Here is a 24,808-nt window from a genome sequence, read left to right as displayed (position 1 = left end):
TCAGCGGCCGCGCCGCCGGGCAAATATGGCTCATCGCCGTCTTCGTTCACTTGATGTTTACCCTCACCTCCTCATATACAGGATGGTTAACGGGCTTGCCCAACGGCAATCTCGGGCGGGTGATTCGGACGGGATATCATGGCACGCATTCTTCTGGCGGAAGACGACGACGATATGCGTCGGTTCCTCGTCAAGGCGCTGGAGCGCGCCGGCTATCAGGTCAGCGATTTCGACAACGGCGCCAGCGCCTATGAGCGCCTGCGTGAAGAACCGTTCTCGCTGCTCTTGACCGACATCGTCATGCCGGAGATGGACGGCATAGAGCTCGCGCGGCGCGCCACCGAGATCGATCCCGACCTCAAGGTGATGTTCATCACCGGTTTCGCTGCCGTCGCGCTGAACCCTGATTCCAAGGCGCCGAAAGACGCCAAGGTGCTGTCGAAACCATTCCACCTGCGCGATCTCGTCAACGAGGTCGAAAAGATGCTGCAGGCAGCCTGAGCCGCTTTCCCGGCCGATGCATGTCGCCCAAAAGTGGTCCCGGTTTTGGGAGGACGACACGCATGAAAACAAAGACCCAAAACGCGTCGCCTGAATCCGTTCAGACGCGACGCGCTTTAGCCGTTGGCGCCCGTTCGCCGCTGCGGCGAGACGACGCCTTCTTTCCTTTTTCCTGCTATTGACGCGCCGGATCAAAAATGGTGTATGCGCGGCTTCGGATGGGCGTGTAGCTCAGCGGGAGAGCACTGCATTGACATTGCAGGGGTCACAGGTTCAATCCCTGTCACGCCCACCATCCTTTCAAGACTTAGCCGATAGCCTCTGCTGCATAGCAGCGCTTATCGGAGGTCGATTTGGTTGGCACCGCAATTGCGCTGCTCCAGCTTCACTGGGATCTCGGCAAACAGCGGTAGGCCGGCGCCTTGGAGAGCGTGACACCGGCAGACGGCCGTCAGGTCCGCCGCGCTGCAACTCATGGCCGATTTGCACGGCTGGAGTTTTGGTGTGATCGCGGAAGCCCGCGCCTATATAGCGGCCAAGGGCAGTTAGAACTTCATCGCGACACCGACCCTGAAATCATGCGTCTGAACTGTGTGTTCGAGTACGCAGCCGCCGCCACAATATTCAAGCGTCTTCTTGCCGAAGAACGAGAAGTCGTACTCACCGCGCAGGAAGACGTTGTGGGTCAGCGCCACATCGATACCAGCACCGACAATGCCGCCGACAAGCGTCGCGTCCTGCTCCGAGAAGCCGATTGCGTTTGTCTTCAGCCGGGTTGCGGTGACACCTGCTGTCACGAAGGGCATATAGGCGCCCATATCAACACCGATCCTGCCCTTCAGCGAACCGAACAAGCCGAGCGAGGCGTCCAGTCTGCCCGGGCCAGGGATATCATCGAAGGACGACTTCTTGAAGCGATAGCCCAGTTCGCCTTCAACACCGTAGACGACCTTGCCCGATTGGAAGTTGTAGCCGGCAAAACCGCCAAGGGTCGCCGAGCCAACACTGTGCGTGGCACCGGCGTCGATGTTCGGCTCGTGAATCTTGTAGTGCTCGAGCGTTCCCGCACCAAACACGCCTGCATAAGGCCCTTGCCATGTCCATTCCGGCGTCTCGGCTGGCGTTGCCATATCGGCAGCCATCACAGGTGCGCACAGTGCGAGACCAAAAACAGAAGCGAGCAAGAAACTCTTCATCATAATCCCCACCGAATTCGACAAGCACCAAAGTGTATCAGCTTTGTCAGTCATGTATGTAGCCAGAAAGTCACAGGATCAGCACAAACGGCGAGGCGATCCCCAGATGATCTTGGCGAGCGTTGAGGATTGTTACGAATCCGTCAATCGCGGACCTCAGCCTGGTCACATAGACTGACCGGGAGAAGCGAACCAATTCAGCCCTTTCGCAACTCATTGGGTTCCCACATCCGACAGCCTGCTGCTACCTCCAAATAAGTCCCGTTTTTCCCACCGAGCCCCGCAGGTCGTCGAACCACGGGGAAGCCTCGTTGCAGAACGCCCTGGCCAGGACGGTGAGCACGATCAGATCATTGCGGTTCTGGGTCGGGAGTATTTCCGGGCCTGTCGCTGCCGCCCTTGCCTTCGCGGCAAGGCGCATCGCCGACACCGCAGCATTTCCCGTTGTAAGTGACGCCCGGCTTCAGCTTGTCGCATTCCCTGGGGCTGGTTGTCTTGCAGCCGGCCAGCACCGAAACGGCGAGGGCGGCCAAAAGGACGTTTCTTGAAACAGTACGCATAGACGTTCTCCGTGATTGACCGTGTTTGGACACGCCGCTTGGTCGCGATCCCGGGAGATTTGGTTCAAAAGAAAAATGCCGATGCCGGCTTCCATGCTTGAGTGGGCGGGCGGTCCTGATGACACCTCCGCACCGCCAGCCGGTCATCATCTTGATCGCCACGGCGATCACGCCGCGAAGCCTCGGGACCTGTGCTCGATCGCAGCTTAGAGCCAGGACGTCCTCAGCCGGCCGAGCCGCCACATGGCTCTCGCCATTCGTCCGGATTTCGGCTTCTTGCCCAACGCCACGCGCCGCCTGATTCTCCTGAAGATCGAATTTTCAGGCTCCGTCTTCACCAGCCTTGCCGCCATCTCCACCGCCGACTTCCTGTTCCCCAGCACTTCAAGAAGGATATAGGCCGAGCAAGCCATGGCGTAGGGATGGCCAGCCTTCGCCGCGGCGAAGAAAACCTCGAAGTCCTTTTCCATCGTCAGGCGACCACCGAGCCGATCGGTCAGGATGTCCATCATCGGCAAGGGAATCTTGGAGCGCGTCCTGGACTGGCTGGTCATCAGCGATTTCAGGATCGCCTCGCCCGAGGCAGGATCGCCATCACGAAAACAGGCAGCCGCCATTTTCAGGTCATAGGCGTCGTTTCGCGGGTCCAGCACCTGGGCTTTCTCCAGAAGCTCCCTTGCTCGCGCCGGACTGATCTCGTCTTCCAGGGTCAGAAGGGTCCATTGATAGCCAAAGGCAGCCTCAAGCGGGTGATAGTCGGATTGGTGCACCCGCAACTCTTCCAGGATGATTTCCGCCGCGCGCGACTTGCTGAAAAGTGCGTTGGCGCCGACGCAAGGGACATCGCCCATCACTGATGCTACCGCCGCGTAGATGCTGCCTCCGGCATGGATCTGCTGGCATCTTGCCATCAGCGCCATCTCGAAGAATGCGCTGAGGGCTTCCTCCCCCTGAAGTCTCCAGCGCCGAAGTCGTCGGTCCGCAGCGCCCCGGTTTCGGCCTTGAGATAGTCGAGCGTGGCATGATCCTGGCCGATCAGCAGGGTTGTCAGGCCCCTCGATGAAAGTTCCGACACGATCGCCTTGGCCAATGTCGAGGGAATGACCTTGTCGGCGAAAACCAGCCGTCTGCGATGATGGCCGTAGACGATGTCGCCGCTGCGAAGATGCAACGCTGCCATCGGGCCGGGAAAGCGGCATTTGCCGGCCGCGTCGAGCGCCTGCCGCACGGCCGGCGAGAAACCGAAGGCCCGCAGCGTTTCGGACCTTCGCATCGGTGCGGCATCATCGTCGCGGAAGAAATCGAGGACGTCGAAGTCGTCGCAGATCCAGCCGCGCTGCCTTCCCTGTCGTGCCTCCGCATCAAGGTCCGACGGCGTGAACGCGGCGCCGCCAAGAACGCCGAAATCGGAGGTCTTGATCTTCTCGCCCAGCCAGTGCTTCTCGATAAAGTCGGCGGAAAAGATCTTGCCGACCACGTCGACGGTATGGGATTCCTGGTCGACGATGGCGCTGCTGTTCCAGGTGAAGCCGAAACGGTAGCCGAGCCTGTCGGCGAGTGACTTTGCGTTGGCCATGGCCAGCAGGCGGCCGCCGAGCCCGTCATCCCTGTTGACGGCGATCAACATCGACCTGTCGTCATGCGGTCCCGAGCCGGACATCGCCCTTTTCAATGTGGCGGAGAAACCATGCATATGTCTGTTCCAATCCACTGCGAAGTTCGAAGGCGCCTACCGGCGGCTAAACGCGCAAGAGCGAGCTGTCATTTGCCGTCGCGGCTGTCCGGATCGCCAATTCGATTTCCCGGAAAAGCTGGTTGGCGGGTTCCGCCTTGAGTGATAGCGCAGCCATTGCCAAGGCGGCCTCGGTTCTGCCCAGAACCGTGTGAAGGATATGGGCAGAGCATGCCGCGGCGTAGGCACAGCCAGCCTTGGCCGCGGCAAAGTAGAGTTCGAAGTCACGGGCCATGACATGGCCGCGCCACGAGGCGCCGGTCAAAACCTGCATGATCTGCATGGAATCTTCGGCGCCGACATCGATTTCCCTGAGCATGAACGCTTTCAGAATTGCCTCGCCGCCTCGATAATTCTGTTCCCGAAAATAGCCGGCCGCCATCTTCAGCGCATAGGCGGGGTTCGGCGGATCGAGCGCGGCCGCCTTTTCGAGAATTCCCCGCGCCTGCGCTGGGCTGATGCTGTCCTCCATAAGCAGGAAGGCCGACTGATAGCCAAAGGCCGCCTCCAGCGGATGGTAATCGGATTGCCGAACCTTCAATTCGTCCAGGATGGCCGTCGCTGTTCCACGTTCGCCGAACAAGGCTTTTGGTCGGAGGGCGCGGATACCGCCCATCACCGAGGAGATTGTCGCGAACACGCTGCTTCCCGCATAGATCTGCCGACACCGAGCCATCAATGCCATTTCGAAAAACGCCTTGAGTGTCTCGTCTTCGAACTGGCCCGCTCCGAAATCGTCGGAGAGGAAAGCTCCCGTCTCCGATTTCAGATAGTCGAGCGTTGCCCGATCCTGGCCGATCACCAGCGTCGCCAGGCCTTTTGACGCCAGTTTCGATACGATCGCCTTGGCTAGCGGTGCGGGAATGACCTTCTCGCAAAACTCCAACCGCGAGCGGTAGTTGCCGTGGATGATGTCGCCGCTGCGCAGATGCAGCGCCGCCATTGGCCGGGAAACCCGACGCCCGTCAGCGGCTGCAATGGTTGCTCTCACGGGTTCGGAAAAGCCAAGCGTGCCAAACGTCCGATGCCTTGATCGGGCCGACCTGTTGGCTGGCAGCATCGCCCTGAACCAGCCCTGCCGGAACGATTTCAGGATGCGGAAATCATCGCAGATCCATCCTTGGGAACCGTTCCGACGGGCATCGGCTGCCAGGCTGGACCGCGTGAATGGTGTCCCGTCGAGGACACCGTACCGGGAAACGTCGATCTTCTCGCCCAGCCAGTGTTTCTCGATAAAGCCGGTGGCGAAAACCTTGTCGACGGAATCGACAATGTGGAATTGCATGTCGTCGAGGGATCGGCGGTTCCAGGTGAAGCCGAAACGGCACCCCAGTTTGTCGGCGAGACATTTTGCGTTGACCATGGCGAGCAGGCGGCCTCCAAGGCCGTCTGCCCTGGTCGCCGCCAATGTCATCATGGAGAAATCGCTCAAGCGGCATCAACTTTCGGGCGCTGACAGCCGGACCTGGCCGGCTTCGATATGCCGGAGGAACCATGCATATGTCTGCTCCAGCCCGCTGCGCAACGAGTAGCGAGGGCGCCAGCCGGTGGCAAACAGCCGCGAGACGTCCAGCAGCTTGCGCGGTGTGCCATCCGGCTTGGTCGTATCGAATGTAATCTTCGCGTCGCCGCTGACGACCGAGGCGACCGTCCTGGCCAGTTCGGCGATGGTGATGTCTTGACCCGTGCCGACATTGATGTGGCTTTCACCGGTGTAGGTTTTCAAGAGGAAGACCAGCGCATCGGCTGCATCGTCGACATGCAGGAACTCGCGCATCGGTTTGCCCGATCCCCATACCTGCAGGTTTTTGCGACCAGCCTGCTTTGCTTCATGCGCCTTGCGCATCAATGCGGGTATGACGTGACCGGATTCAAGGTGGAAATTGTCACCTGGACCATAGAGATTGGTTGGCATCGCCGAGATATAGTCGACGCCGTGCTGGCGCCGGTAGCCCTGGCAGAGTTTCAGCCCGGTGATCTTGGCGATCGCGTACCATTCATTGGTTGGCTCCAGCGGCCCGGTCAGCAGGGCATCCTCCGGGATCGGCTGCGGCGCGAATTTCGGGTAGATACAGGACGAGCCGAGAAACAGCAGTTTGCCCACCTCGCTGCGAAAAGCAGCTTCGATGACATTGGTCTGCAGCTCGATATTCTCATACAGGAAATCGGCCGGAAACCTGTCATTGGCCAGGATGCCGCCGACCTTGGCGGCCGCCATCACCACGGCATCAGGCCGATGATCGGCCATCCAGCGCCGCACGCCGGCCTGATCGAGGAGGTCGAGTTCGTCGCGCCCTACGGTCAGGATCTCGCAATCCTCGGCTGCCAGCCTGCGCACGATGGCGGAGCCGACCATGCCGCGATGTCCGGCCACGAAAACCCGTTTGCCCCTGAGGTCGAAGGTCTCGTTCATCGCCCTGCCGTATCAGGAATAGCCGTGCCTGGCATCAGCGGCGACGCGTGCCAGATCGGCCCGCACCATCTCCGCCACCAGGTCCTTGAAACCGGTCACGTGCGACCAGCCGAGCTTCGCTCTGGCCTTGGATGCGTCGCCGACGAGCAGGTCGACCTCGGTCGGCCGGAAATAGCGCGGGTCGATGCGCACCAACGCGGCGCCCGAGCCGGCATCGATGCCGATCTCGTCCACGCCCGTGCCCTGCCAGCGAATGGTCCGCCCGGTTTCAGAAAAGGCCAGTTCGACGAATTCGCGCACCGAATGCGCCTCGCCCGTCGCCAGCACAAAATCGTCCGCCTCGTTGTGCTGCAGGATGCGCCACATGCCCTCGACATAGTCGCGCGCATGACCCCAGTCGCGCCTGGCGTCGATATTGCCGAGATAGAGCGTCTCCTGCAGGCCACGATGAATTGACGCGACGGCGCGCGTGATCTTGCGGGTGACGAAGGTTTCGCCACGGGTCGGGCTCTCGTGGTTGAACAGGATGCCATTGGCGGCAAACATGCCATAGGCCTCGCGATAGTTGACCGTGATCCAGTAGGCATAGAGCTTGGCGGCGGCATAGGGCGAGCGCGGCTGGAAGGGCGTCGTCTCGCGCTGCGGAACGTCCAGTGCTCTTCCATAGAGTTCCGACGTCGATGCCTGGTAGAAACGCACCGTTTTTTCCAGCCGCAGGATGCGGATTGCCTCCAGCAGCCTGAGCGTCCCCAACGCATCGGCATTGCCAGTGTATTCAGGCGTCTCGAAACTCACCTGGACGTGGCTCTGGGCGCCGAGATTGTAGATCTCGTCCGGCTGCGTCTCCTGCACCAGACGGATCAGGTTGGTGGCGTCCGTAAGGTCGCCATAGTGCAGGAAGAAACGAGCGTCGCGCTCATGCGGATCGATATAGATGTCGTCGACGCGCTCGGTGTTGAACGAAGACGAGCGGCGCTTGATGCCGTGGACGACATAGCCCTTCTGCAAAAGCAGCTGTGCCAGATAAGCCCCGTCCTGGCCGGTTACACCGGTGATGAGCGCCACTTTGTCTGCCATCGCTCTATTGGTCCCTGATCTGCACTCCCGCAATACAGATTCAAACCAACAACGCAAATCCCCGTGCGGGGATTCTTTTAGCCCAACTTCGTGCAGCTCAGACGCCCGCGATGGCGCAGAGGCTCTTCATCCTGGTGATGGCGAGTTCCGGGTCGGCCAGCAATCCCGCCTGGTCGGCGAGCCGGAAGACATCGGCATAGTGGCGGATGCCGCGGGCCGACTGCATGCCGCCGATCATCGAGAAATGGTCCTGGTGGCCGTTCAGCCATGCCATGAAGACGATGCCGGCCTTGTAATACTCGGTCGGCGCCTCGAAGATCTTGCGCGACAGCGGTACCGTCGGCGCCATCAGCGCGTCATAGCCGGCGCGATCGCCGCTCGCCAGTTTCGCCAGCGCGGCGTTGGCGACCGGCGCAATCGCATCGAAGATGCCGAGCAGCGCGTGCGAGTGTTTCTTGCCGTCGCCGGCGATCAGCTCGGGATAGTTGAAATCGTCGCCGGTGAACATGACGACCCCTTCGGGCAGCCGGTCCCTCAGCGCGACCTCCTTGCCAGCATCGAGCAGGGAGATCTTTATCCCTTCGACCTTCCCGGCGTGGCGTTCGATGATGGCGACGACCGTGTCCAGCGCGGTTTCGAAATCGCTACTGCCCCAATAACCTTTCAGCGCCGGGTCGAACATGTCGCCCAGCCAATGCAGGATGACCTTGCCGGAGGCCTGGCTCAGAATGCGGTCATAGACACTGGCGTAGTCTTCCGGGCCCTTGGCGACAGCCGCCAGCGCCCGGCTGGCCATCATGATCGCCTTGCCGCCAAGGCCTTCGATGAAAGCGAACTGCTCCTCATAGGCGCTGATCACATCGTCGAGCGTCTTGGCGGCGGCCGGCGCCAGATGATCCGTCCCTGCGCCCGACGCAAGGTCGGCGCCATCGACCGTACGCGCCTCGGCAATCGATCGCCGGATCAATTCCTGTGCGCTTGGCCAGTCGAAACCCATGCCGCGCTGCGACGTGTCCATGGCTTCGGCGATGCGGAAGCCGAGCCGCCACAAATGGTGACGGAAGGCCATGGTCCGTTCCCAGTCGACTACCGGCCGCGACCACGGATCGGTCATCGCAAGCGGGTCGGCAACGACATGCGCGGCGGCATAGGCGATGCGGGAAAACCGCGCGCCGATCACCGGCCGCGCCGGCTGGCCGACCAGATGGTAGCGGGCGCTGTGGTCCTCCTGACCAGGCAAGGCAATGTCCATCGAACTCTCCCTTTATCGCGCCTATAAATGGAACGTTCCAATAAATCAAGGACCTTTGCGATTCATCGTCGATCCAGAGGAAAATGCTGCAATGCAACACAGAAACCGTTAAAGCGCATGGCATGCAGCCCCCGGCGATCAGGTTTCTAGATCGAGAAAAAATCCCGATTGACTCATCATAGGAGCAAGGATTAGAACGTTCCAATAGATTTGACCGAGAAACAACGGGAGGACACATCGGGATGGCCAGCCGGGCCAAGGCGACGATATTCGACATTGCCCGCGAGGCGGGCGTGTCCAAATCGACGGTATCGCTCGTGCTCCAGGGCAGCGGGCTGATCCGGCCTGAAACCGCGGTCAAGGTGCGCAAGGCGATCGAGGATGTCGGTTACGTCTACAACCGCGGCGCCGCCAATCTGCGCAAGGCTCATTCCAACGTCATCGGCATGGTCATCAACGATCTCACCAATCCTTTCTTCGCGGAACTGGCAGTCGGCATGGAGCGTGTCTTCCAGTCGGCCGGCATCGTGCCTTTCATCGCCAACACGGCGGAGAACCCCGTGCGCCAGGAAGAGGTGCTGAAATCGCTGATGGAGCAAGGCGTCGCCGGCCTCATCGTGTCACCGGCTCGCGGCACCACCCCTGGCGCCTTCCGGCGCCTGGAGACGGCGGGCGTGCCGGTCGTCTTCGCCATGCGTCGGCTGCCTGAAAGCCGCATCCCGGTGATCGCACCCGACAATCATCGCGGCGCCTATCTCGCCACCGCTCATCTGATCGGCAAGGGGCATCGCCGGCTGGTCTTCTTCGGCGGCACTTCGGACCTGGTGGTCTATCAGGAACGACTGGGCGGTTTTCGCGAAGCCTGCGAGACGCTCGGCATCGCCGCCCGCGACACGCTTGTCGTCCAGGGCGAGACCAGCCGCAGAGGTGGCATCGCTTGCCTGGAGACCGCTCTCGCGATGGCTGAGCCGCCGACCGCGGCCCTCTGCTTCAACGACGCCGTCGCCTTTGGCGTCATGCTGGCATTGCGCAAGCGTGGGCTTGAGCCGGGAACGGATTTCGCCGTCGTCGGTTTCGACGATGTGGTCGAGGCCGAGCACTACATGCCGGCGTTGACCAGCGTCTCGGTGGATACGGCAGGTCTGGGCGAACGCGCCGCCCACGTCATGCTGAAGATGATCCAGTCGCGCACCACCCGCGCCGAAGACCATATCGGCGCCGTCAATCTGGTCGTCAGGGAAAGCTGCGGCCCAAATCGATCCGCGGACCTGGGAGACGCGGCATGAGCGTCAGATGGGGACTGGTCGGCGCCAGCACGATTGCCAGGCAGTTCATGATCAACGCCATCCGGGCGCAGTCCGATGGCGAGATCGCGGCGGTGATGAGTTCCAGCCCGGAGCGCGCCACGACCTATGCCAGGGAAAATGGCATTCCAGCCGCCGTTTCGACGCTTGATGCCCTGCTCAAATCCGACATCGATGCGGTCTACATCTCGACCACAAACGAACTGCATCTCGAACAGGCGCTCGCCGCCGCCAGGGCGGGCAAGCATGTGCTGTGCGAGAAGCCGCTGGCGCTGAGCAGCGCCGATGCGCGCACAATGGTTGCCGCCGCCAGGGCTGCCGGCGTCATACTCGGCACCAACCACCATCTGCGCAATGCCGGCGCGCATCGCGCCATGCGCGAGGCGATCGCCGCCGGCCGCATCGGCAAGCCGGTCGCGGCGCGTGTCTTCCATTCCGTCTATCTGCCGGAAAACCTGCAGGGCTGGCGCATCACCACCCCGGAAGCGGGCGGCGGCGTGGTGCTCGACATCACCGTGCATGACGCCGACACGCTGCGCTTCGTGCTTGACGACGATCCCCTCGAGGTTTCGGCCTTCACCCAATCGGCGGGAATGGCTGGCCGCGGGCTGGAGGACGGCGCCATGTGCATCTGGCGCTTCAAGTCGGGCGTCATCGCGCAGTCGCATGAAGGCTTCACCACCAAATTCGCCGACACCGGCTTCGAAGTGCATGGCTCGGATGGCTCCTTGATCGCCAGCAATGTGATGACGCAGAAGCCGGTCGGCTCGGTAATGCTGCGCACCGCCAAGGGCGAGGAACAACTGAGCTTCGACCGCGAGGACCTCTACTCCCGGTCGCTACGCCAGTTCCATGCCGCGATCCGTGGCGAGGGCCGGCCTTCCGCCACTGGCGAGGACGGCATCTGGTCGCTCACCGCTGCCGAGGCAGCGCTTCAGTCGGCCAATTCCGGCAAGGCCGTCAAGATTGACCCGAAACTCGGGAGCATGAATTGAGCAAGGTCGTTTCGGCAGCGCAGGCAGCGGGCCTCATCAAGGACGGCATGGTCGTTTCCGTGTCGTCGTCGAGCGGCCTTGGCTGCCCGGACGCCGTGCTTGCCGCGATCGGTGAGCGCTTCGACAGCGAAGGCCATCCGAAGGACATCACCACGCTGCACCCGATCGCCGCCGGTGACATGTATGGCATCAAGGGCATTGACCATCTGGCCAAGCCCGGCCTGTTGAAGCGAACGCTGTGCGGTTCCTATCCGTCCGGTCCCTCCTCTTCCGAGCCACCGCAGATCTGGAAGATGATCGGCGACAATTCGGTCGCCGCCTACAACGTCCCGTCCGGCATCCTGTTCGACATGCACCGCGAGGCCGCCGCCAAGCGCCCGGGCGTGCTGACCAAGGTGGGTCTCGACACCTTCGCCGACCCACGCCATCAGGGCTGCGCCATGAACGCCGCCGCCAGCGAGCCGATCGTTTCGGTGCAGCAATTCGACGGCGAGGAGTGGCTCTATTTCCGCTCGATCGTGCCACAAGTCTCAATCATCCGCGCCACCACAGCGGACGAGCGCGGTAACCTCACCTACGAGCATGAGGGCGCCTATCTCGGCGGTCTCGAGCAGGCGCTGGCCGCCCGCAACAATGGTGGCGTCGTCATCGCGCAGGTCAAGCGCGTTGTCGAGAACGGCACGCTGAAGCCGCATGACGTGCGCGTGCCGGGCGTGCTGGTCGACCATATCGTCGTCGCCCCCGATCAGTTGCAGACGACGCTGACGCCCTACGATCCGGCGATCTCCGGCGAGATCTTCCGGCCGCTGTCGAGCTTCCGCAACGCCGAGATGAACGTCCAGAAGGTGATCGCGCGCCGCGTCGCCATGGAGCTTCGGGACGGCATGGCCGTCAATATCGGCTTCGGCATCTCGGCCAATGTGCCGCGCATCCTTCTCGAAGAAGGCCAGCACGGCAAGGTCACCTGGGTGATCGAACAGGGCGCGGTCGGCGGCGTGCCGCTGCTCGACTTCAAGTTCGGCTGCGCCTCGAATGCCGAGGCCATCATGCCCTCGCCGCACCAGTTCATCTATTTCCAGGCCGGCGGCTTCGACGCGTCGCTGCTGTCCTTCCTGCAGATCGACCGCCACGGCTCGGTCAACGTGTCGAAGCTCTCGGCGCGGCCGCATGTCACCGCCGGCGCCGGCGGCTTCGTTGACATCACCGCGCGGGCGAAGAAGATCGTGTTCTCCGGCTTCTTCAACGCCGGTGCCAAGCTGTCGCTGGCCGATGGCGGCATCCGCATCGACCAGGAAGGCAAGGTCAAGAAGGTGGTAGCGGAGGTCGAGCACATCTCCTTCTCCGGCAAGCGCGCCGTCGCGCAGGGACAGGACATAACCTACGTCACCGAGCGCTGCGTCATGAAGCTGACCCCGGAAGGTCTGGTGGTCACCGAACTCGCGCCAGGCATCGACCTGCAGCGCGACGTGCTGGCGCAGTCGGAAATTCCGTTGGCCGTCGCCAAGGACCTCAAGACGACTCCGGAAGCGCTCTATCGCGACCAGCCGATCGGCCTGTCGCTGAATGGCGGCGCGTCACTTGGAGGCACGCATGGCTGAGCCTCTCGTCACCTTCGAGCAGGACGGCGCCATCGGCATCGTCACCTTGCGCCGGCCGGAGAAATTCAACGCGCTGGACATTCCGATGCTGCGCGCGCTGGAGGCAGCACTCGACGAAGCGGAGACGGCAGTCGACGTGCGTGTCGTGCTGCTGCGCGGCGAGGGCAAGGGCTTTTGTGCCGGCGGCGATGTCGAGGCGTGGGCCGCGATGAGCGCCGCCGATTTCCAGGTGCAATGGGTGCGCTACGGCCATCGTGTCTTCGATCGGCTGGCGCGGCTGCGGCAACCGACCATCGCCGTGCTGTCGGGCCATGCGCTGGGCGGCGGGTTGGAATTGGCGGTCGCCTGCGATTTCCGGGTCGCCGAGGCGCATATGAAAGTAGGCTTCCCCGAAACCTCGATCGGCGTGGTGCCCGGCTGGTCCGGGACGCAGCGCGCGGTGCGCCGCTTCGGCGCGCAGACGGTGCGTCGCATGGCGCTTGGCGGCGAGGTTCTCCTCGCTCCCGAAGCGCTGGCCTTGGGCGTGGTCGACCGGGTGGTCGAAACCGGCAAGGGTCATGCGGAGGCCAAGGCCTGGGCCGAAAAGATCGCCGAGCGCGGGCCGCTGTCCACGGAAGCCGCCAAGCTGATGATCGCGGTCGCCGAAGGCGAGGAAAGTGCCGCCGCCGTCGAAGCACTGGCCAGTGGCTTCATCGCCCTGACCGGCGACCTCAAGGCCGGCGTCGGCGCTTTCAAGAGCAAGCAGAAGCCGGCATTTTCAAGATCCTAGAGAAGAACAAAATCTGATGAACGCACCCCTCAATATCGCCATGCCCGCCGAGGCATCCGCAGCGCCAAAAACCTATCGGCTGCTGATCGACGGCAAGCATGTCGATGCCCGCGATGGCCGCATGTTGGAACGCAAAAGCCCCGGTCATGGTTTTACCGTTTCGCACTATGCACAGGCCGGCGCGGCGGAAGTGGAAGCTGCTGTCCAGGCCGCGCACAAGGCGTTCGAGACCGGCCCGTGGCCGCGCATGAAAGCGGCCGAACGCGCCGCGATCCTGCTCAAGGCGGCCGACCTGATCGAGGCGCGGCTGGAAGAGGTCGCCCGGCTCGACGCGCTGGAATCCGGCAAGCCGATCGCCCAGGCGCGTGGCGAAATCGGTGGCGCCGTCGACATCTGGCGCTATGCCGCATCGCTCGCCCGCACCCTGCATGGCGAATCCTACGCCAATCTCGGCGACGCCATGCTGGGCGTCGTGCTGCGTGAACCGATCGGGGTTGTCTCGATCATCACGCCGTGGAATTTCCCGTTCCTGATCGTCAGCCAGAAACTGCCTTTCGCGCTTGCCGCCGGCTGCACGGCTGTGGTCAAGCCGAGCGAAATGACCTCGGCATCGACCTTCGTCCTCGGCGACATCCTGATGCAGGCCGGCCTGCCGGCCGGCGTCGTCAACATCCTTGCCGGCCTGGGCGCCGATGTCGGCGCGCCGATGGTCAGCCATCCCCTGGTCGAGATGGTGTCGTTCACCGGCTCCACCCGCGTCGGCAAGATGACCATGGCATCAGCCGCACAGTCGCTGAAGAAAGTCTCGATGGAACTCGGCGGCAAGAACGGCCAGATCGTCTTCCCCGACGCCGACCTCGAGGCGGCCGCCGACGCGGCGGTGTTCGGCGGCTTCTTCAACGCCGGCGAGTGCTGCAACGCCGGCAGCCGGCTGATCGTGCACGAGGCGATCGCCGACGATTTCCTCAGCACCGTGAAGGCACTTACGTCCAAGGTGGTTGTTGGTGACCCGCTCGACGATCGCACCAAGGTCGGCGCCATGATCTCGTCGGACCACCTGGCCAAAGTCGCCGGTTACGTCACGGCAGCAGCAAGCAATGGCAGCAGCGTCTACAGCGGCGGCAAGCAACTGGCTTCCAATGCCGGCCAATACCTCGATCCGACCATCATCCGTGGTGTCACCGAGGACATGGCCATCGCGCGCGAAGAAGTGTTCGGCCCGGTGCTTTCCGTGCTGACTTTTGAATCGATTGAAAAGGCGTTGCACATCGCCAACAACACGCCCTATGGTTTATCGGCGGGCGTGTGGAGCGCCAGCATCGACACTTGCATGTCGGTGGCGCGTGGGGTGCGTTCGGGGACGGTTTGGGTGAACACATTCATGGAAGGTTATCCCGAGCTGCCTTTCGGAGGCTACAAGCAGTCCGGTCTCGGACGCGAACTCGGCAAACGCGCCGTCGAGGATTATACCGAGGAAAAGACAATCCAGTTTCATCGCGGCCAGCGCACCGGTTGGTGGGTCGGCTGAGTTGGGAAGAACCCGGTGGGCTCCACCGGTCGTGTAATGCAACAAGGGAGGAAGTACATGTTGCGCAAACTGCTTATCGGAACGGCTCTCGCATCGGGCTTGGCTTTCGCGGCCCATGCCGAGGACGTCAAGGAAGTGCAGATGCTGCATTGGTGGACGTCGGGCGGCGAAGCGGCTGCTCTCAACGTCCTCAAGGGCGACCTGGCCAAGGAAGGCTTTGCCTGGAAGGACGTGCCTGTCGCCGGCGGCGGCGGCGACGCTGCCATGACCGCGCTGAAGGCAATGGTCGCGGCCGGCAACTACCCGACCGCCTCGCAGATGCTCGGCTACACCGTGCTCGACTATGCCGCGGCCGGCGTGATGGGCGACCTGACCGAGACGGCCAAGAAGGAAGGCTGGGACAAGTCGGTTCCGGCCGCCCTGCAGAAGTTCTCGGTCTATGAAGGCAAGTGGGTCGCGGCTCCGGTCAACGTCCACTCGGTCAACTGGCTGTGGATCAACAAGGCCGTCATGGACAAGATCGGCGGCACCGAGCCGAAGACCTTCGACGACTTCATTGCACTGCTCGACAAGGCCAAGGCGGCAGGCGTGATCCCGCTCGCTCTCGGCGGCCAGAACTGGCAGGAAGCCACCATGTTCGACTCGGTCGTGCTGTCGACCGGCGGACCTGAGTTCTACAAGAAGGCCTTCAACGATCTCGACGATGCTTCGCTCAAGTCCGACACGATGAAGAAGTCGTTCGACAACTTGGCCAAGCTCGTCACCTATGTCGATCCGAACTTCTCGGGCCGCGACTGGAACCTTGCCACCGCCATGGTCATCAAGGGCGATGCCCTGGTGCAGGTCATGGGCGACTGGGCCAAGGGTGAGTTCCACGCCGCCAAGAAGACCCCGGGCACGGACTTCCTGTGCTATCGCTTCCCGGGCACCGACGGCTCCGTGATCTACAACTCCGACATGTTCGGCATGTTCAACGTTCCGGACGACCGCAAGGCCGCCCAGGTCGCATTGGCCACCGCCACCCTGTCGAAGAGCTTCCAGTCGGCCTTCAACGTCGTCAAGGGTTCGGTTCCGGCTCGTACCGACGTTCCGGACACCGACTTCGACGCTTGCGGCAAGAAGGGCATCGCCGACCTGAAGGCAGCCAATGACGGCGGCACGCTGTTCGGCTCGCTGGCCCAGGGCTATGGCGCGCCTCCGGCGGTCGCAAACGCCTACAAGGACGTCGTCTCGAAGTTCGTCCATGGTCAGATCAAGACCTCGGACGAGGCCGTGACCGAGCTGGTCAAGGCAATCGACGACGCCAAGTAAGCGCAACGCATGAATGACCTTCCCCGCTCCGGCGGGGAAGGATCCACCTCATAGTTGGTTGGCTTGGAGCATCGGGAAATCCGATGCTCAGCAACATGCCGACCAGAACCCCGCCTGAACGGGGGCCGGCTTGCCGCATGACGGCAAGGGACGGACGACCCGAAACGGGAGGAGCCTCATGAGTACGGTAGCGACAAGCCAGATCAAGCTGACGCCGGAGCAAGCCCGGCCACGCGCCTCGGTGCGCTCGCGCCTGCAGGACGCCCTGCCGAAGATCGTGCTGGCGCCGAGCTTCGCCATCACCATCGTCTTCGTCTACGGCTTCATCCTGTGGACGATTTATCTGTCCTTCACCAATTCCAAGACCTTCCCGTCCTATGTCATCACCGGCCCGCGCGCCTATCAGCGGCTGTGGGGCTGGACCTTCGACACCGACCCGCCGTCGAGCTGGTACACGTCGATCACCAATATGGGCATTTTCGGCTTTCTCTATATCCTGATCTGCCTGGCGCTCGGCCTGTTCCTGGCCATCCTGCTCGACCAGAAGATCCGCGGCGAAGGCGTGCTGCGGCCGATCTACCTCTACCCGATGGCGCTGTCCTTCATCGTCACCGGCGTCGCCTGGAAATGGTTCCTCGATCCCGGCCTCGGCCTTGAGCAGACCCTGCATCAGTGGGGCTGGACCAGCTTCCATTTCGACTGGATCAAGAACAAGGATTTCGTCATCTACACGGTGGTCATCGCCGGCGTCTGGCAGGCCTCTGGCTTCATCATGGCGATGTTCCTGGCCGGCCTGCGCGGCATCGACGGCGAGATCATGAAGGCGGCGCAGATCGATGGCGCCACCACCTTTCAACTCTATCGCCGCATCGTCATTCCGCTGCTGCGGCCGATCTTCCTGTCGGCCTTCATCGTGCTCGCGCACCTCGCCATCAAGTCGTATGACCTTGTCGTGGCGCTCACCAGCGGCGGGCCGGGTGGCTCGGCCTGGCTGCCGTCCAACTTCATGTATGAGTATACCTTCAAGCGCAACGAAATGGCCGTCGGCTCGGCAAGTGCGGTGATCATGCTGATGACCATCGTCGCCATCATCGTGCCCTATCTCTATTCGGAACTGCGGGAGAAGCCGCGATGAGCGCCGTCACCACTCCCGCCAGCCAGGCCTCCGGCGGCATGAGCGTCAAGACCCTCAACCGCATCGTCATCTACGGGCTGCTGGCGCTGTTCGCGCTGTTCTACCTGATGCCGCTGTTCGTCATGCTGGTGACCTCGTTCAAGACCATGGACGAGATCCAGAGCGGCAACATGCTGGCGCTGCCCAAGGCGCCGACCTTCGATCCGTGGCTGAAGGCCTGGGGCGAGACCTGCGTCGGCCTGACCTGCGCCGGCATCAAGGGCTATTTCTGGAACTCCATCAAGATGGTGGTTCCGGCCGTGCTGATCTCGACCATGCTCGGCGCCCTCAACGGCTACGTGCTGACCAAATGGCGCTTCCGTGGCGCAACGCTGGTGTTCGGGCTGATGCTGTTCGCCTGCTTCATCCCGTTCCAGTCGGTGCTGTTGCCGATGGCGACCATCCTCGGCAGCGTCGGCCGCTTCGGCGTGACGCTGCAGAACTCGATCGGAACAAGCTTCGGCCTCGGCAATTCGACGGTCAATCTGGTCTTCGTCCATGTCGTCTACGGCATCGGCTTCACCACTTTGTTCTTCCGCAATTACTACGAGGCGTTCCCGACCGAACTGGTCAAGGCGGCTCAGGTCGACGGCGCCTCCTTCTTCCAGATCTTCCGCCGCATCATGCTGCCGAATTCGATGCCGATCTTCGTCGTCACGGTGATTTACCAATTCACCAACATCTGGAACGACTTCCTGTTCGCCTCGGCCTACGCCGGCACCGGCGACGCCATGCCGATGACGGTGGCGCTCAACAACGTCGTCAACACCTCGACCGGCGTCGTCGAATACAACGTCAACATGGCCGCCGCGATGATCGCCGCACTCCCCACCCTTCTCGTCTATGTGCTCGCCGGCCGCTACTTCGTGCGCGGTCTCATGGCCGGCGCCGTCAAAGGATAACCCGATGGCTTTTCTTGAAATTGATGGTCTGAGGAAGCGCTTCGGCCAGGTCGAGATCCTCAAGGGGATCGATGTCGAGCTTGAGAAGGGCGGCTTCCTGGTGCTGGTCGGCCCGTCCGGCTGCGGCAAGTCCACGCTGCTCAACACCATTGCCGGGCTGGAGACGATCACCTCGGGCGAAATCCGAGTGGACGGCCGCACGATCAACGATCTGCATCCGTCGAAGCGCGACATCGCCATGGTGTTCCAGAGCTATGCGCTCTACCCGAACATGACGGTGGCCGGGAACATCTCCTTCGGCATGGAGATGCGCGGCGTGCCGGCGGCGGAGCGGCAGAAGGCGATCGACAAGGTGGCCAAGGTGCTGCAGATCGGCCATCTCCTGCAGCGCAAGCCGAGCCAGCTTTCGGGCGGCCAGCGCCAGCGCGTCGCCATGGGCCGGGCGCTGGTGCGCGACCCCAAACTGTTCCTGTTCGACGAGCCGCTGTCCAACCTCGATGCCAAGCTGCGCGTCGACATGCGCATCGAGATCAAGCGCCTGCATGCCACCACCGGCACGACCATCGTCTACGTCACCCACGACCAGATCGAGGCGATGACGCTGGCGACCAAGATCGCCGTGATGCGCGATGGCGAGGTGCAGCAGTTCGGCACGCCGGCCGAAATCTACAACAACCCGACCAATCTCTTCGTCGCCGACTTCATGGGCTCGCCGGCGATGAACCTCATCCCGGCGACGATCGGCACCAACGGCAATGCGCTGTCCGTCGTGCTGCAGCGCGAGGCGCGCGAGCCGATCTCGCTGCCGATGGCAAATGCACCGGCCGGCTTGTCGGCGTTCCAGGGCAAGCCGATCATCTTCGGCGTTCGCCCGGAAGCCCTCACCGATCCGGAAGGCGCCGAGCGCAACGCCTCCAACATCGCCACCGCCGATTGCCATATCGAAGTGGTGGAGCCGGCGGGTTCCGATACGTTCGCGGTCACCAATCTCGGCGGCAAGGGCGTGGTGGCGCGGCTGCGCGCCGATGCCAACATCCAGCCGGGCACCAACACCCCGCTCGCCTTCAATCTGACCAAGGCGGTGTTCTTCGATCCGGCGACCGAGAATCGCATTCGCTGACGGCTATGACAAATCCGGACATCGTCATCATCGGCTCCGGCATCGGCGGCGCCACGATCGCCTCCGGACTTGCCGGCAGTGGTGCCTCGATCCTGATGCTGGAACGCGGCGAGCCGTTGCCGACAACGCCGCATGCGCGTGACACGCGTTCCATCTTCGTCGACGGCCATTACCGGCCGAAGGAGATGTGGCGCGAAGCCGGCGGTGCCGCCTTCAACCCCGGCAACTACTACTATGTCGGCGGCAATTCGAAGTTCTATGGCGCGGTTCTGATCCGCTACCGCAAGGAAGACTTTGCGGCCATGGAACACTTTGGCGGTGTCTCCCCCGCCTGGCCGTTCTCTTACGATGAGTTCGAGCCCTGGTATTCCAGAGCCGAGCAACTGTTTCGCGTCCGCGGCAGCCTGGGCGAAGACCCGACCGAGCCGTTCCACTCGATCCCCTACGCCTTCAAGGCGGTGCCCGACGAAGCGCCGATCGCGCGCGCCCGCGCCGAGCTCAAGGGCCTTGGCTTGCACCCCGCCTCGCTGCCGCTCGGCGTCGACATCGACACCTGGCTGAAGGAAGGCAAGACCGGCTGGGACGCTTTCCCGAACACTGGCCAGGGCAAGATCGACGCGCAAACGGGACCGCTGACGACGGCGCTGAACGACCAGAACATCAAGCTCGAGACCGGCGCTTATGTCGAGTATCTCGAAGCGTCGCCCGACTGCAAAACCATATCGGCCATTCACTATCGCCAGAACGGCGAGGCGAAGAAAGTCTCGCCGAAACTGGTCATCCTCTCAGCTGGTGCGGTCAATTCCGCCGTGATCCTGCTGCGCTCGCCCTCACCCAATGGGAAGGCAGGTGGCAAAGGTCTTGCCAACCGCTCCGACCAGGTCGGCCGCAATTTCATGAATCACAATTCGAGCGCCATGCTGGCGATCGACCCGCGCCGCCGGAACGATGCTGTCTACCAGAAGACGCTGATGCTGAATGACTATTATCTGTCCGACGGCAAGGGCTGCAAGCCGCTCGGCAACGTCCAGCTGCTCGGCAAGATCGACGGCAACATGCTCAGGGCCAATGTGAAGTTCGCGCCTAAATTCGCCCTCGACTTCATGGCCGGCCACGCCATCGACTGGTACCTGATGTGCGAGGACCTGCCCGATCCCGAAAGCCGCATCATGGTCGACGGCAAGGACATCATCATGCAGTGGCGGCGCTCCAACATGCAGTCGCTCGACGGCCTGACCAAGGTGATGCGCGAGAATTTCCGCGCCTGCGGCTATCCCATCGTGCTGTCGCGCCCCTTCGACAAGCGCACCCCTTCCCACCAGTGCGGCACGGTGAGGATGGGCGACGATCCCGCGACCGCGCCGCTTGATCCCTTCTGCCGCTCGTTCGACCACCAGAACCTGTTCGTCGTCGACGGCGGCTTCCTGCCGAACTCGGCCGCCGTCAATCCGGCGCTGTCGATCGCCGCGCAAGCGCTGCGCGTCGCCGGCCACATCCGCAAGACGGAGCTGGCGGCATGATCGGTTGGCGCTGCCCCTCACCCTTACCCTCTCCCCGTGAAGAACGGGGAGAGGGGGTCGCCAGCGTTGCGGCCATCTCCCTTCTCCCCGTCACTATACGGGGAGAAGGTGCCGGCAGGCGGATGAGGGGCAGCGCTGACGTCCAAAGGGACATGGTCGTATGACCCGGCCCGCAGCCATCATCACCGGCGGCGCACGCGGCATCGGTCTTGCCTGTGCCCAGGCGCTGGCGGATGCTGGCTTCGACATTCTTGTTGCTGATCTTGCCGAACAAGCTACGGACGGACTTGCGCGGGCGATCAACACGCACGGCGCGAAATTCGCTTATGTCCGTTGTGACATCGCCGATCTCTCCGCTCACACCACGCTCGTCGACGCGGCGATGCGCGCCTTCGGCCGCATCGACTGTCTCGTCAACAATGCCGGCATCGGCGCCGTCGTGCGCGGCGACCTGCTCGAACTGAAACCGGAGAATTTCGACCGCGCGATCGGCGTCAATCTGCGCGGCACAATCTTCCTCAGCCAGGCGGTGGCCAGGGCCATGCTGGCGGCACCTGCCGACTGGCCGAGATCGATCATCACCATCACCTCGGTCAGCGCCGAAATGGCCTCGCCTGAACGATCGGACTACTGCATCTCGAAGGCTGGCCTTTCGATGTGGGTGAAGACCCTGGCGCTCAGGCTTGCCGCCGAGAACATCGGCGTGTTCGAGCTGCGGCCGGGCATCATCCGCACCGACATGACGGCAGGCGTGGCCGCCAAATACGACGCATTGATCGACGGTGGACTGGTGCCGGCAAAGCGCTGGGGCGAGGCCGCCGACATCGGCGCCGTGGTGGCGACCCTGGCTGGCGGCAAGCTCGGCTTCTCGACCGGCTCGATCATCAACGTCGACGGCGCGCTCTCCGTGCCGCGACTGTAAGTGGATAGTGTCATGACCGACTATATCATTGTGGGCGCCGGCCCGGCCGGCTGCGTTCTGGCCAACCGGTTGAGCGAGGATCCGGCGAATTCGGTGCTGCTGCTGGAGGCCGGCGGCAAGGACTGGCACCCCTATATCCACATGCCGGCGGGCTTTGCCAAGATGACCAAGGGCATCGCTTCCTGGGGCTGGTCGACGGTGCCGCAGAAGCACATGAAGGACCGCGTCTTCTGGTACACGCAGGCCAAGGTGGTCGGCGGCGGTTCCTCCATCAACGCCCAGATCTACACGCGCGGCAATGCCCGCGACTACGACGCCTGGGAGAAGGAAGAGGGCCTGACCGGCTGGGGCTATCGCGACGTGCTGCCCTACTTCAAGCGGGCCGAGAACAACCAGCGCTACGCCAACGATTTCCACGGCGACCAGGGGCCGCTCGGCGTGTCCAACCCGATTTCGCCGCTGCCGATCTGCGAGGCCTATTTCCGCGCCGGCCAGGAGATGGGCATTCCCTTCAATCCGGATTTCAACGGCGCCAGCCAGGAAGGCGTCGGCTATTACCAGCTCACCCAGAAGGATGCCCGGCGCTCCTCCGCTTCGGTTGCCTATCTCAAGCCGATCCGCGCGCGCAATAACCTGACCGTCAGGACCGATGTGCTGGTGACTCGCATAGTCGTCGAGAAAGGCCGCGCCATCGGTGTCGAAATCGTCGACAGACCAGGCGGACAGAAGACGATCCTGCGCGCCGAGCGCGAGGTGATCGTCTCGTCCGGCGCCATCGGCTCGCCCAAGCTCCTGATGCAGTCCGGCATCGGCCCGGCCGATCACCTGAAATCCGTCGGCGTCACGCCGGTGCACGATCTGCCCGGTGTCGGCTCCAACATGCAGGATCATCTCGATTTGTTCGTCATCGCCGAATGCACTGGCGACCACACCTACGACAACTACGCCAAGCTGCACCGCACGGCCTGGGCCGGTCTGCAATACCTGCTGCTGAAGAAGGGGCCGGTCGCCTCCAGCCTGTTCGAGACCGGCGGCTTCTGGTACGCCGATCCGACAGCCGCCTCGCCCGACATCCAGTTCCATCTCGGCCTCGGCTCCGGCATCGAAGCCGGCGTGGAGAAGTTGAACAATCCGGGTGTCACCCTGAACTCGGCCTTCCTGCGGCCGCGCTCGCGCGGCACGGTGCGGCTAAAGAGCGGCGACCCGGCCCACCATCCGCTGATCGACCCGAACTACTGGTCCGATCCCTATGATCGCGCCATGTCGATCAAGGGGCTCAGGCTGGCGCGCGAGATCATGCGGCAGAAGGCGCTTGCCCCTTATGTGCTGCGCGAAGTGCTGCCCGGCCCATCACTCGCCAGCGACGAAGAGCTGTTCGACTATGCCTGCCGTAGTTCCAAGACCGATCACCATCCGGTCGGCACCTGCCGCATGGGCCACGACGACATGGCGGTTGTGACGCCGGATCTGCGGCTGCGCGGCATCGAAGCCTTACGCGTCTGCGATGCTTCGGTGATGCCGCGCGTGCCCTCCTCCAACACCAATGCACCAACCATCATGGTCGGCGAAAAGGGTGCCGATCTGGTCCTCGGCCGCGAGCCGCTGCCGCCGGCGGTGTTTTCCGGCAATCGCGCGGCGTGACAGCCGAGAAGGAACAATCCGATGATCAGGCACTGTGTCTTCGTCAAATTCCGCAATGATGTCGGCGCCGGCGAACGCAAGGCGATCCACGCCGACCTCGAGGCCCTGCGACAGGTGATCGACGGCATGGATGCGGTCCAATTCAGCGCCAATGTCAGCCCCGAACCGTTCGCCCGCGGCTTCACCCATGGCTTCACCATCGATTTCCGCGATGCAGCCGTGCGCGACGCCTATCTGGTGCATGAAGCCCACCAGCGCGCCGGTGCCCGGCTGGTCGCGAAGGCGGCACGGATGGATTGATGGTCTTCGATCTCGATCTTACGAAAAAGTGACCGCCGGTTTTTCGAAAGCCGGCTGATCGCTGTTCTCTTTTGCCAACCGGTCGTCATCCGCTTCAGTCCGGAGCGACGCGGCTAGGTGATGACCGTGCTCAGCTGACGGCGGTTAACCCAGTCGCAGTGCCACGACACCGGCGACGATGCTGAGCGCGGCGGCGCCGCGCCAGCCGGTCATCTTCTCGCCGAGCGCGAAGACCGAGATCATCATCGCGAACAGGATCGAGGTCTCGCGCAGCGACGCCACCGAGGCGATCGGTGCCTTGGTCATCGCCCACATCACGATCCAGTAGGCAGCGCCACTGAGCACACCGGTGAACAGTCCCGTCTTCCAGTCGCGCGCCAGCACTGGCAGCGACCGCGGCCCGCGGAAGACGATGCACAGGACCAGCGCCCATAGCGCGTCGCAGATGAACAGCCAAGCGGCATAGCTCGACGCGGTCGCCGCCAACCGCGCGCCACTGCCGTCCGACAGCGTGTAGCTGGCGATGAAGATCGAGGTGCCAAGCGCGAAACCGACAGCGCGCAGGTTCAGCTTTTCCAGATGCGCGCCACCGCGAAACGACATCACCAGCGTGCCTGCCGACAACAGAGCGATGCCGAGAATGGCGAGCGGAGCCGGAACCTCCTTGACCACCACCATGCCGCCGAGGGCGGCGAGCAATGGCGCGGTGCCGCGCGCCAGCGGATAGGTCTGGGCGAAATCGCCGGCCTTGTAGGCGCCGATGAGGAATGTCCGGTAGCCCATGTGGAAGAAGACCGAGGCGATGATGTAGGGCCACACTTCGGCTTTAGGCACTTCGACGAAAGGCAGCGCCACGAGGGCGGCAGTGCCCATGCCAAGCGTCATCAGCGTGATCGACAGGAAGCGGTCGAGATGCACCTTGACCAGCGCGTTCCAGATCGCGTGCATGGCGGCGGCGGCGAGCACCGCGAAAAAGACGAACAAGGTCATGTG

23 protein-coding genes and 1 tRNA gene are annotated in these 24,808 nt (G+C 63.0%); 15 read left to right on the top strand and 9 right to left on the bottom strand.

Features of this window, described 5'->3' with window-relative positions:
• Positions 1-138 precede the first annotated feature (138 nt).
• Both cpdR and AC56QP_RS24505 read left to right on the top strand, forming a co-directional pair.
• A complete protein-coding gene (gene cpdR, locus AC56QP_RS24510) occupies positions 139-501 on the top strand; it encodes a cell cycle two-component system response regulator CpdR (protein WP_006199474.1) in 363 nt (120 codons plus the stop codon).
• A gap of 220 nt (positions 502-721) precedes the next feature.
• A tRNA-Val gene (locus AC56QP_RS24505) sits at positions 722-796 on the top strand.
• 250 nt (positions 797-1,046) lie between these two features.
• On the opposite strand, the gene AC56QP_RS24500 is transcribed toward AC56QP_RS24505, so the two are convergent.
• From AC56QP_RS24500 to AC56QP_RS24465, 8 genes are all read right to left on the bottom strand, one after another.
• On the bottom strand, positions 1,047-1,751 hold the full coding sequence (locus AC56QP_RS24500) for an outer membrane protein (RefSeq protein WP_489863124.1): 705 nt from the start codon (positions 1,749-1,751) through the stop codon (positions 1,047-1,049).
• Positions 1,752-2,047: 296 nt separating this feature from the next.
• On the bottom strand, positions 2,048-2,257 hold the full coding sequence (locus AC56QP_RS24495) for a hypothetical protein (RefSeq protein ID WP_489863125.1): 210 nt from the start codon (positions 2,255-2,257) through the stop codon (positions 2,048-2,050).
• Positions 2,258-2,463: 206 nt separating this feature from the next.
• The gene (locus tag AC56QP_RS24490) at positions 2,464-3,168 is read right to left on the bottom strand and encodes a hypothetical protein (RefSeq protein WP_497101002.1); all 705 of its coding nucleotides are present in this window, start codon (positions 3,166-3,168) and stop codon (positions 2,464-2,466) included.
• Positions 3,168-3,950 carry an O-fucosyltransferase family protein gene (locus AC56QP_RS24485; RefSeq protein WP_497101003.1) on the bottom strand — a complete coding sequence of 261 codons (783 nt, stop codon included), beginning with the start codon at positions 3,948-3,950 and terminating at the stop codon, positions 3,168-3,170. The genes AC56QP_RS24490 and AC56QP_RS24485 overlap by 1 nt, the downstream gene beginning before the upstream one ends.
• Before the next feature lie 46 nt (positions 3,951-3,996).
• Positions 3,997-5,421 carry an O-fucosyltransferase family protein gene (locus tag AC56QP_RS24480; protein WP_489863127.1) on the bottom strand — a complete coding sequence of 475 codons (1,425 nt, stop codon included), beginning with the start codon at positions 5,419-5,421 and terminating at the stop codon, positions 3,997-3,999.
• 6 nt (positions 5,422-5,427) lie between these two features.
• The gene (gene fcl, locus AC56QP_RS24475) at positions 5,428-6,402 is read right to left on the bottom strand and encodes a GDP-L-fucose synthase (RefSeq protein ID WP_489863128.1); all 975 of its coding nucleotides are present in this window, start codon (positions 6,400-6,402) and stop codon (positions 5,428-5,430) included.
• 12 nt (positions 6,403-6,414) lie between these two features.
• Positions 6,415-7,479 (bottom strand): GDP-mannose 4,6-dehydratase, encoded by a 1,065-nt coding sequence (gene gmd, locus AC56QP_RS24470; RefSeq protein WP_489863129.1) that lies wholly within the window; start codon positions 7,477-7,479, stop codon positions 6,415-6,417.
• Between the two features lie 97 nt (positions 7,480-7,576).
• Complete coding sequence (locus tag AC56QP_RS24465; RefSeq protein WP_489863130.1) at positions 7,577-8,731, bottom strand: dihydrodipicolinate synthase family protein; 1,155 nt, start codon at positions 8,729-8,731, stop codon at positions 7,577-7,579.
• Between the two features lie 242 nt (positions 8,732-8,973).
• Here AC56QP_RS24465 and AC56QP_RS24460 point away from each other — a divergent pair, with 242 nt between their 5' ends.
• The 13 genes from AC56QP_RS24460 to AC56QP_RS24400 all read left to right on the top strand — a co-directional run bounded on the left by AC56QP_RS24460 (position 8,974) and on the right by AC56QP_RS24400 (position 23,815).
• Positions 8,974-10,017 (top strand): LacI family DNA-binding transcriptional regulator, encoded by a 1,044-nt coding sequence (locus tag AC56QP_RS24460; RefSeq protein WP_489863131.1) that lies wholly within the window; start codon positions 8,974-8,976, stop codon positions 10,015-10,017.
• Complete coding sequence (locus AC56QP_RS24455; RefSeq protein WP_489863132.1) at positions 10,014-11,030, top strand: Gfo/Idh/MocA family protein; 1,017 nt, start codon at positions 10,014-10,016, stop codon at positions 11,028-11,030. Before AC56QP_RS24460 ends, AC56QP_RS24455 begins: the two co-directional genes overlap by 4 nt.
• Positions 11,031-11,077: 47 nt before the next feature.
• Positions 11,078-12,628 (top strand): acyl CoA:acetate/3-ketoacid CoA transferase, encoded by a 1,551-nt coding sequence (locus AC56QP_RS24450; protein WP_489863525.1) that lies wholly within the window; start codon positions 11,078-11,080, stop codon positions 12,626-12,628.
• Positions 12,621-13,397 carry an enoyl-CoA hydratase/isomerase family protein gene (locus tag AC56QP_RS24445; protein ID WP_489863133.1) on the top strand — a complete coding sequence of 259 codons (777 nt, stop codon included), beginning with the start codon at positions 12,621-12,623 and terminating at the stop codon, positions 13,395-13,397. Before AC56QP_RS24450 ends, AC56QP_RS24445 begins: the two co-directional genes overlap by 8 nt.
• 16 nt (positions 13,398-13,413) lie before the next feature.
• A complete protein-coding gene (locus AC56QP_RS24440; RefSeq protein WP_489863134.1) occupies positions 13,414-14,925 on the top strand; it encodes an aldehyde dehydrogenase family protein in 1,512 nt (503 codons plus the stop codon).
• Between the two features lie 57 nt (positions 14,926-14,982).
• On the top strand, positions 14,983-16,236 hold the full coding sequence (locus AC56QP_RS24435) for an ABC transporter substrate-binding protein (RefSeq protein ID WP_489863135.1): 1,254 nt from the start codon (positions 14,983-14,985) through the stop codon (positions 16,234-16,236).
• A gap of 178 nt (positions 16,237-16,414) precedes the next feature.
• On the top strand, positions 16,415-17,371 hold the full coding sequence (locus AC56QP_RS24430; protein ID WP_489863136.1) for a carbohydrate ABC transporter permease: 957 nt from the start codon (positions 16,415-16,417) through the stop codon (positions 17,369-17,371).
• The gene (locus AC56QP_RS24425; protein WP_489863137.1) at positions 17,368-18,312 is read left to right on the top strand and encodes a carbohydrate ABC transporter permease; all 945 of its coding nucleotides are present in this window, start codon (positions 17,368-17,370) and stop codon (positions 18,310-18,312) included. The genes AC56QP_RS24430 and AC56QP_RS24425 overlap by 4 nt, the downstream gene beginning before the upstream one ends.
• Positions 18,313-18,316: 4 nt before the next feature.
• Positions 18,317-19,432, top strand: a complete 1,116-nt coding sequence (locus AC56QP_RS24420) for an ABC transporter ATP-binding protein (RefSeq protein ID WP_489863138.1) — start codon at positions 18,317-18,319, stop codon at positions 19,430-19,432.
• Between the two features lie 5 nt (positions 19,433-19,437).
• Positions 19,438-20,952: a GMC oxidoreductase gene (locus tag AC56QP_RS24415; protein WP_489863139.1), complete on the top strand. Its 1,515-nt coding sequence runs from the start codon at positions 19,438-19,440 to the stop codon at positions 20,950-20,952.
• Positions 20,953-21,112: 160 nt separating this feature from the next.
• Positions 21,113-21,874 (top strand): 3-ketoacyl-ACP reductase, encoded by a 762-nt coding sequence (locus AC56QP_RS24410; protein WP_489863140.1) that lies wholly within the window; start codon positions 21,113-21,115, stop codon positions 21,872-21,874.
• A 12-nt stretch (positions 21,875-21,886) separates the two neighbouring features.
• Positions 21,887-23,515, top strand: coding sequence for a GMC family oxidoreductase (locus AC56QP_RS24405; protein ID WP_489863141.1), 1,629 nt, complete (start codon positions 21,887-21,889; stop codon positions 23,513-23,515).
• A gap of 21 nt (positions 23,516-23,536) precedes the next feature.
• On the top strand, positions 23,537-23,815 hold the full coding sequence (locus tag AC56QP_RS24400) for a Dabb family protein (protein ID WP_489863142.1): 279 nt from the start codon (positions 23,537-23,539) through the stop codon (positions 23,813-23,815).
• A 144-nt stretch (positions 23,816-23,959) separates the two neighbouring features.
• On the opposite strand, the gene AC56QP_RS24395 is transcribed toward AC56QP_RS24400, so the two are convergent.
• Positions 23,960-24,805, bottom strand: coding sequence for an EamA family transporter (locus AC56QP_RS24395; RefSeq protein WP_489863143.1), 846 nt, complete (start codon positions 24,803-24,805; stop codon positions 23,960-23,962).
• Positions 24,806-24,808: the final 3 nt, after the last annotated feature.

This window comes from Mesorhizobium sp. RCAM 05104 (assembly GCF_059683645.1).
This window is presented reverse-complemented; position numbering and strand designations above follow the sequence as displayed.

What these genes read in the sequence shown, in the direction of transcription:
- cpdR (WP_006199474.1), top strand. Translation starts at nt 139, where the DNA reads ATGGCACGCATTCTTCTGGCGGAAGACGACGACGATATGCGTCGGTTC.
- AC56QP_RS24500 (WP_489863124.1), bottom strand. Translation starts at nt 1,751, where the DNA reads ATGACTGACAAAGCTGATACACTTTGGTGCTTGTCGAATTCGGTGGGG.
- AC56QP_RS24495 (WP_489863125.1), bottom strand. Translation starts at nt 2,257, where the DNA reads ATGCGTACTGTTTCAAGAAACGTCCTTTTGGCCGCCCTCGCCGTTTCG.
- AC56QP_RS24490 (WP_497101002.1), bottom strand. Translation starts at nt 3,168, where the DNA reads ATGGCAAGATGCCAGCAGATCCATGCCGGAGGCAGCATCTACGCGGCG.
- AC56QP_RS24485 (WP_497101003.1), bottom strand. Translation starts at nt 3,950, where the DNA reads ATGCATGGTTTCTCCGCCACATTGAAAAGGGCGATGTCCGGCTCGGGA.
- fcl (WP_489863128.1), bottom strand. Translation starts at nt 6,402, where the DNA reads ATGAACGAGACCTTCGACCTCAGGGGCAAACGGGTTTTCGTGGCCGGA.
- gmd (WP_489863129.1), bottom strand. Translation starts at nt 7,479, where the DNA reads ATGGCAGACAAAGTGGCGCTCATCACCGGTGTAACCGGCCAGGACGGG.
- AC56QP_RS24465 (WP_489863130.1), bottom strand. Translation starts at nt 8,731, where the DNA reads ATGGACATTGCCTTGCCTGGTCAGGAGGACCACAGCGCCCGCTACCAT.
- AC56QP_RS24460 (WP_489863131.1), top strand. Translation starts at nt 8,974, where the DNA reads ATGGCCAGCCGGGCCAAGGCGACGATATTCGACATTGCCCGCGAGGCG.
- AC56QP_RS24455 (WP_489863132.1), top strand. Translation starts at nt 10,014, where the DNA reads ATGAGCGTCAGATGGGGACTGGTCGGCGCCAGCACGATTGCCAGGCAG.
- AC56QP_RS24450 (WP_489863525.1), top strand. Translation starts at nt 11,078, where the DNA reads ATGGTCGTTTCCGTGTCGTCGTCGAGCGGCCTTGGCTGCCCGGACGCC.
- AC56QP_RS24445 (WP_489863133.1), top strand. Translation starts at nt 12,621, where the DNA reads ATGGCTGAGCCTCTCGTCACCTTCGAGCAGGACGGCGCCATCGGCATC.
- AC56QP_RS24440 (WP_489863134.1), top strand. Translation starts at nt 13,414, where the DNA reads ATGAACGCACCCCTCAATATCGCCATGCCCGCCGAGGCATCCGCAGCG.
- AC56QP_RS24435 (WP_489863135.1), top strand. Translation starts at nt 14,983, where the DNA reads ATGTTGCGCAAACTGCTTATCGGAACGGCTCTCGCATCGGGCTTGGCT.
- AC56QP_RS24430 (WP_489863136.1), top strand. Translation starts at nt 16,415, where the DNA reads ATGAGTACGGTAGCGACAAGCCAGATCAAGCTGACGCCGGAGCAAGCC.
- AC56QP_RS24425 (WP_489863137.1), top strand. Translation starts at nt 17,368, where the DNA reads ATGAGCGCCGTCACCACTCCCGCCAGCCAGGCCTCCGGCGGCATGAGC.
- AC56QP_RS24420 (WP_489863138.1), top strand. Translation starts at nt 18,317, where the DNA reads ATGGCTTTTCTTGAAATTGATGGTCTGAGGAAGCGCTTCGGCCAGGTC.
- AC56QP_RS24415 (WP_489863139.1), top strand. Translation starts at nt 19,438, where the DNA reads ATGACAAATCCGGACATCGTCATCATCGGCTCCGGCATCGGCGGCGCC.
- AC56QP_RS24410 (WP_489863140.1), top strand. Translation starts at nt 21,113, where the DNA reads ATGACCCGGCCCGCAGCCATCATCACCGGCGGCGCACGCGGCATCGGT.
- AC56QP_RS24405 (WP_489863141.1), top strand. Translation starts at nt 21,887, where the DNA reads ATGACCGACTATATCATTGTGGGCGCCGGCCCGGCCGGCTGCGTTCTG.
- AC56QP_RS24400 (WP_489863142.1), top strand. Translation starts at nt 23,537, where the DNA reads ATGATCAGGCACTGTGTCTTCGTCAAATTCCGCAATGATGTCGGCGCC.
- AC56QP_RS24395 (WP_489863143.1), bottom strand. Translation starts at nt 24,805, where the DNA reads ATGACCTTGTTCGTCTTTTTCGCGGTGCTCGCCGCCGCCGCCATGCAC.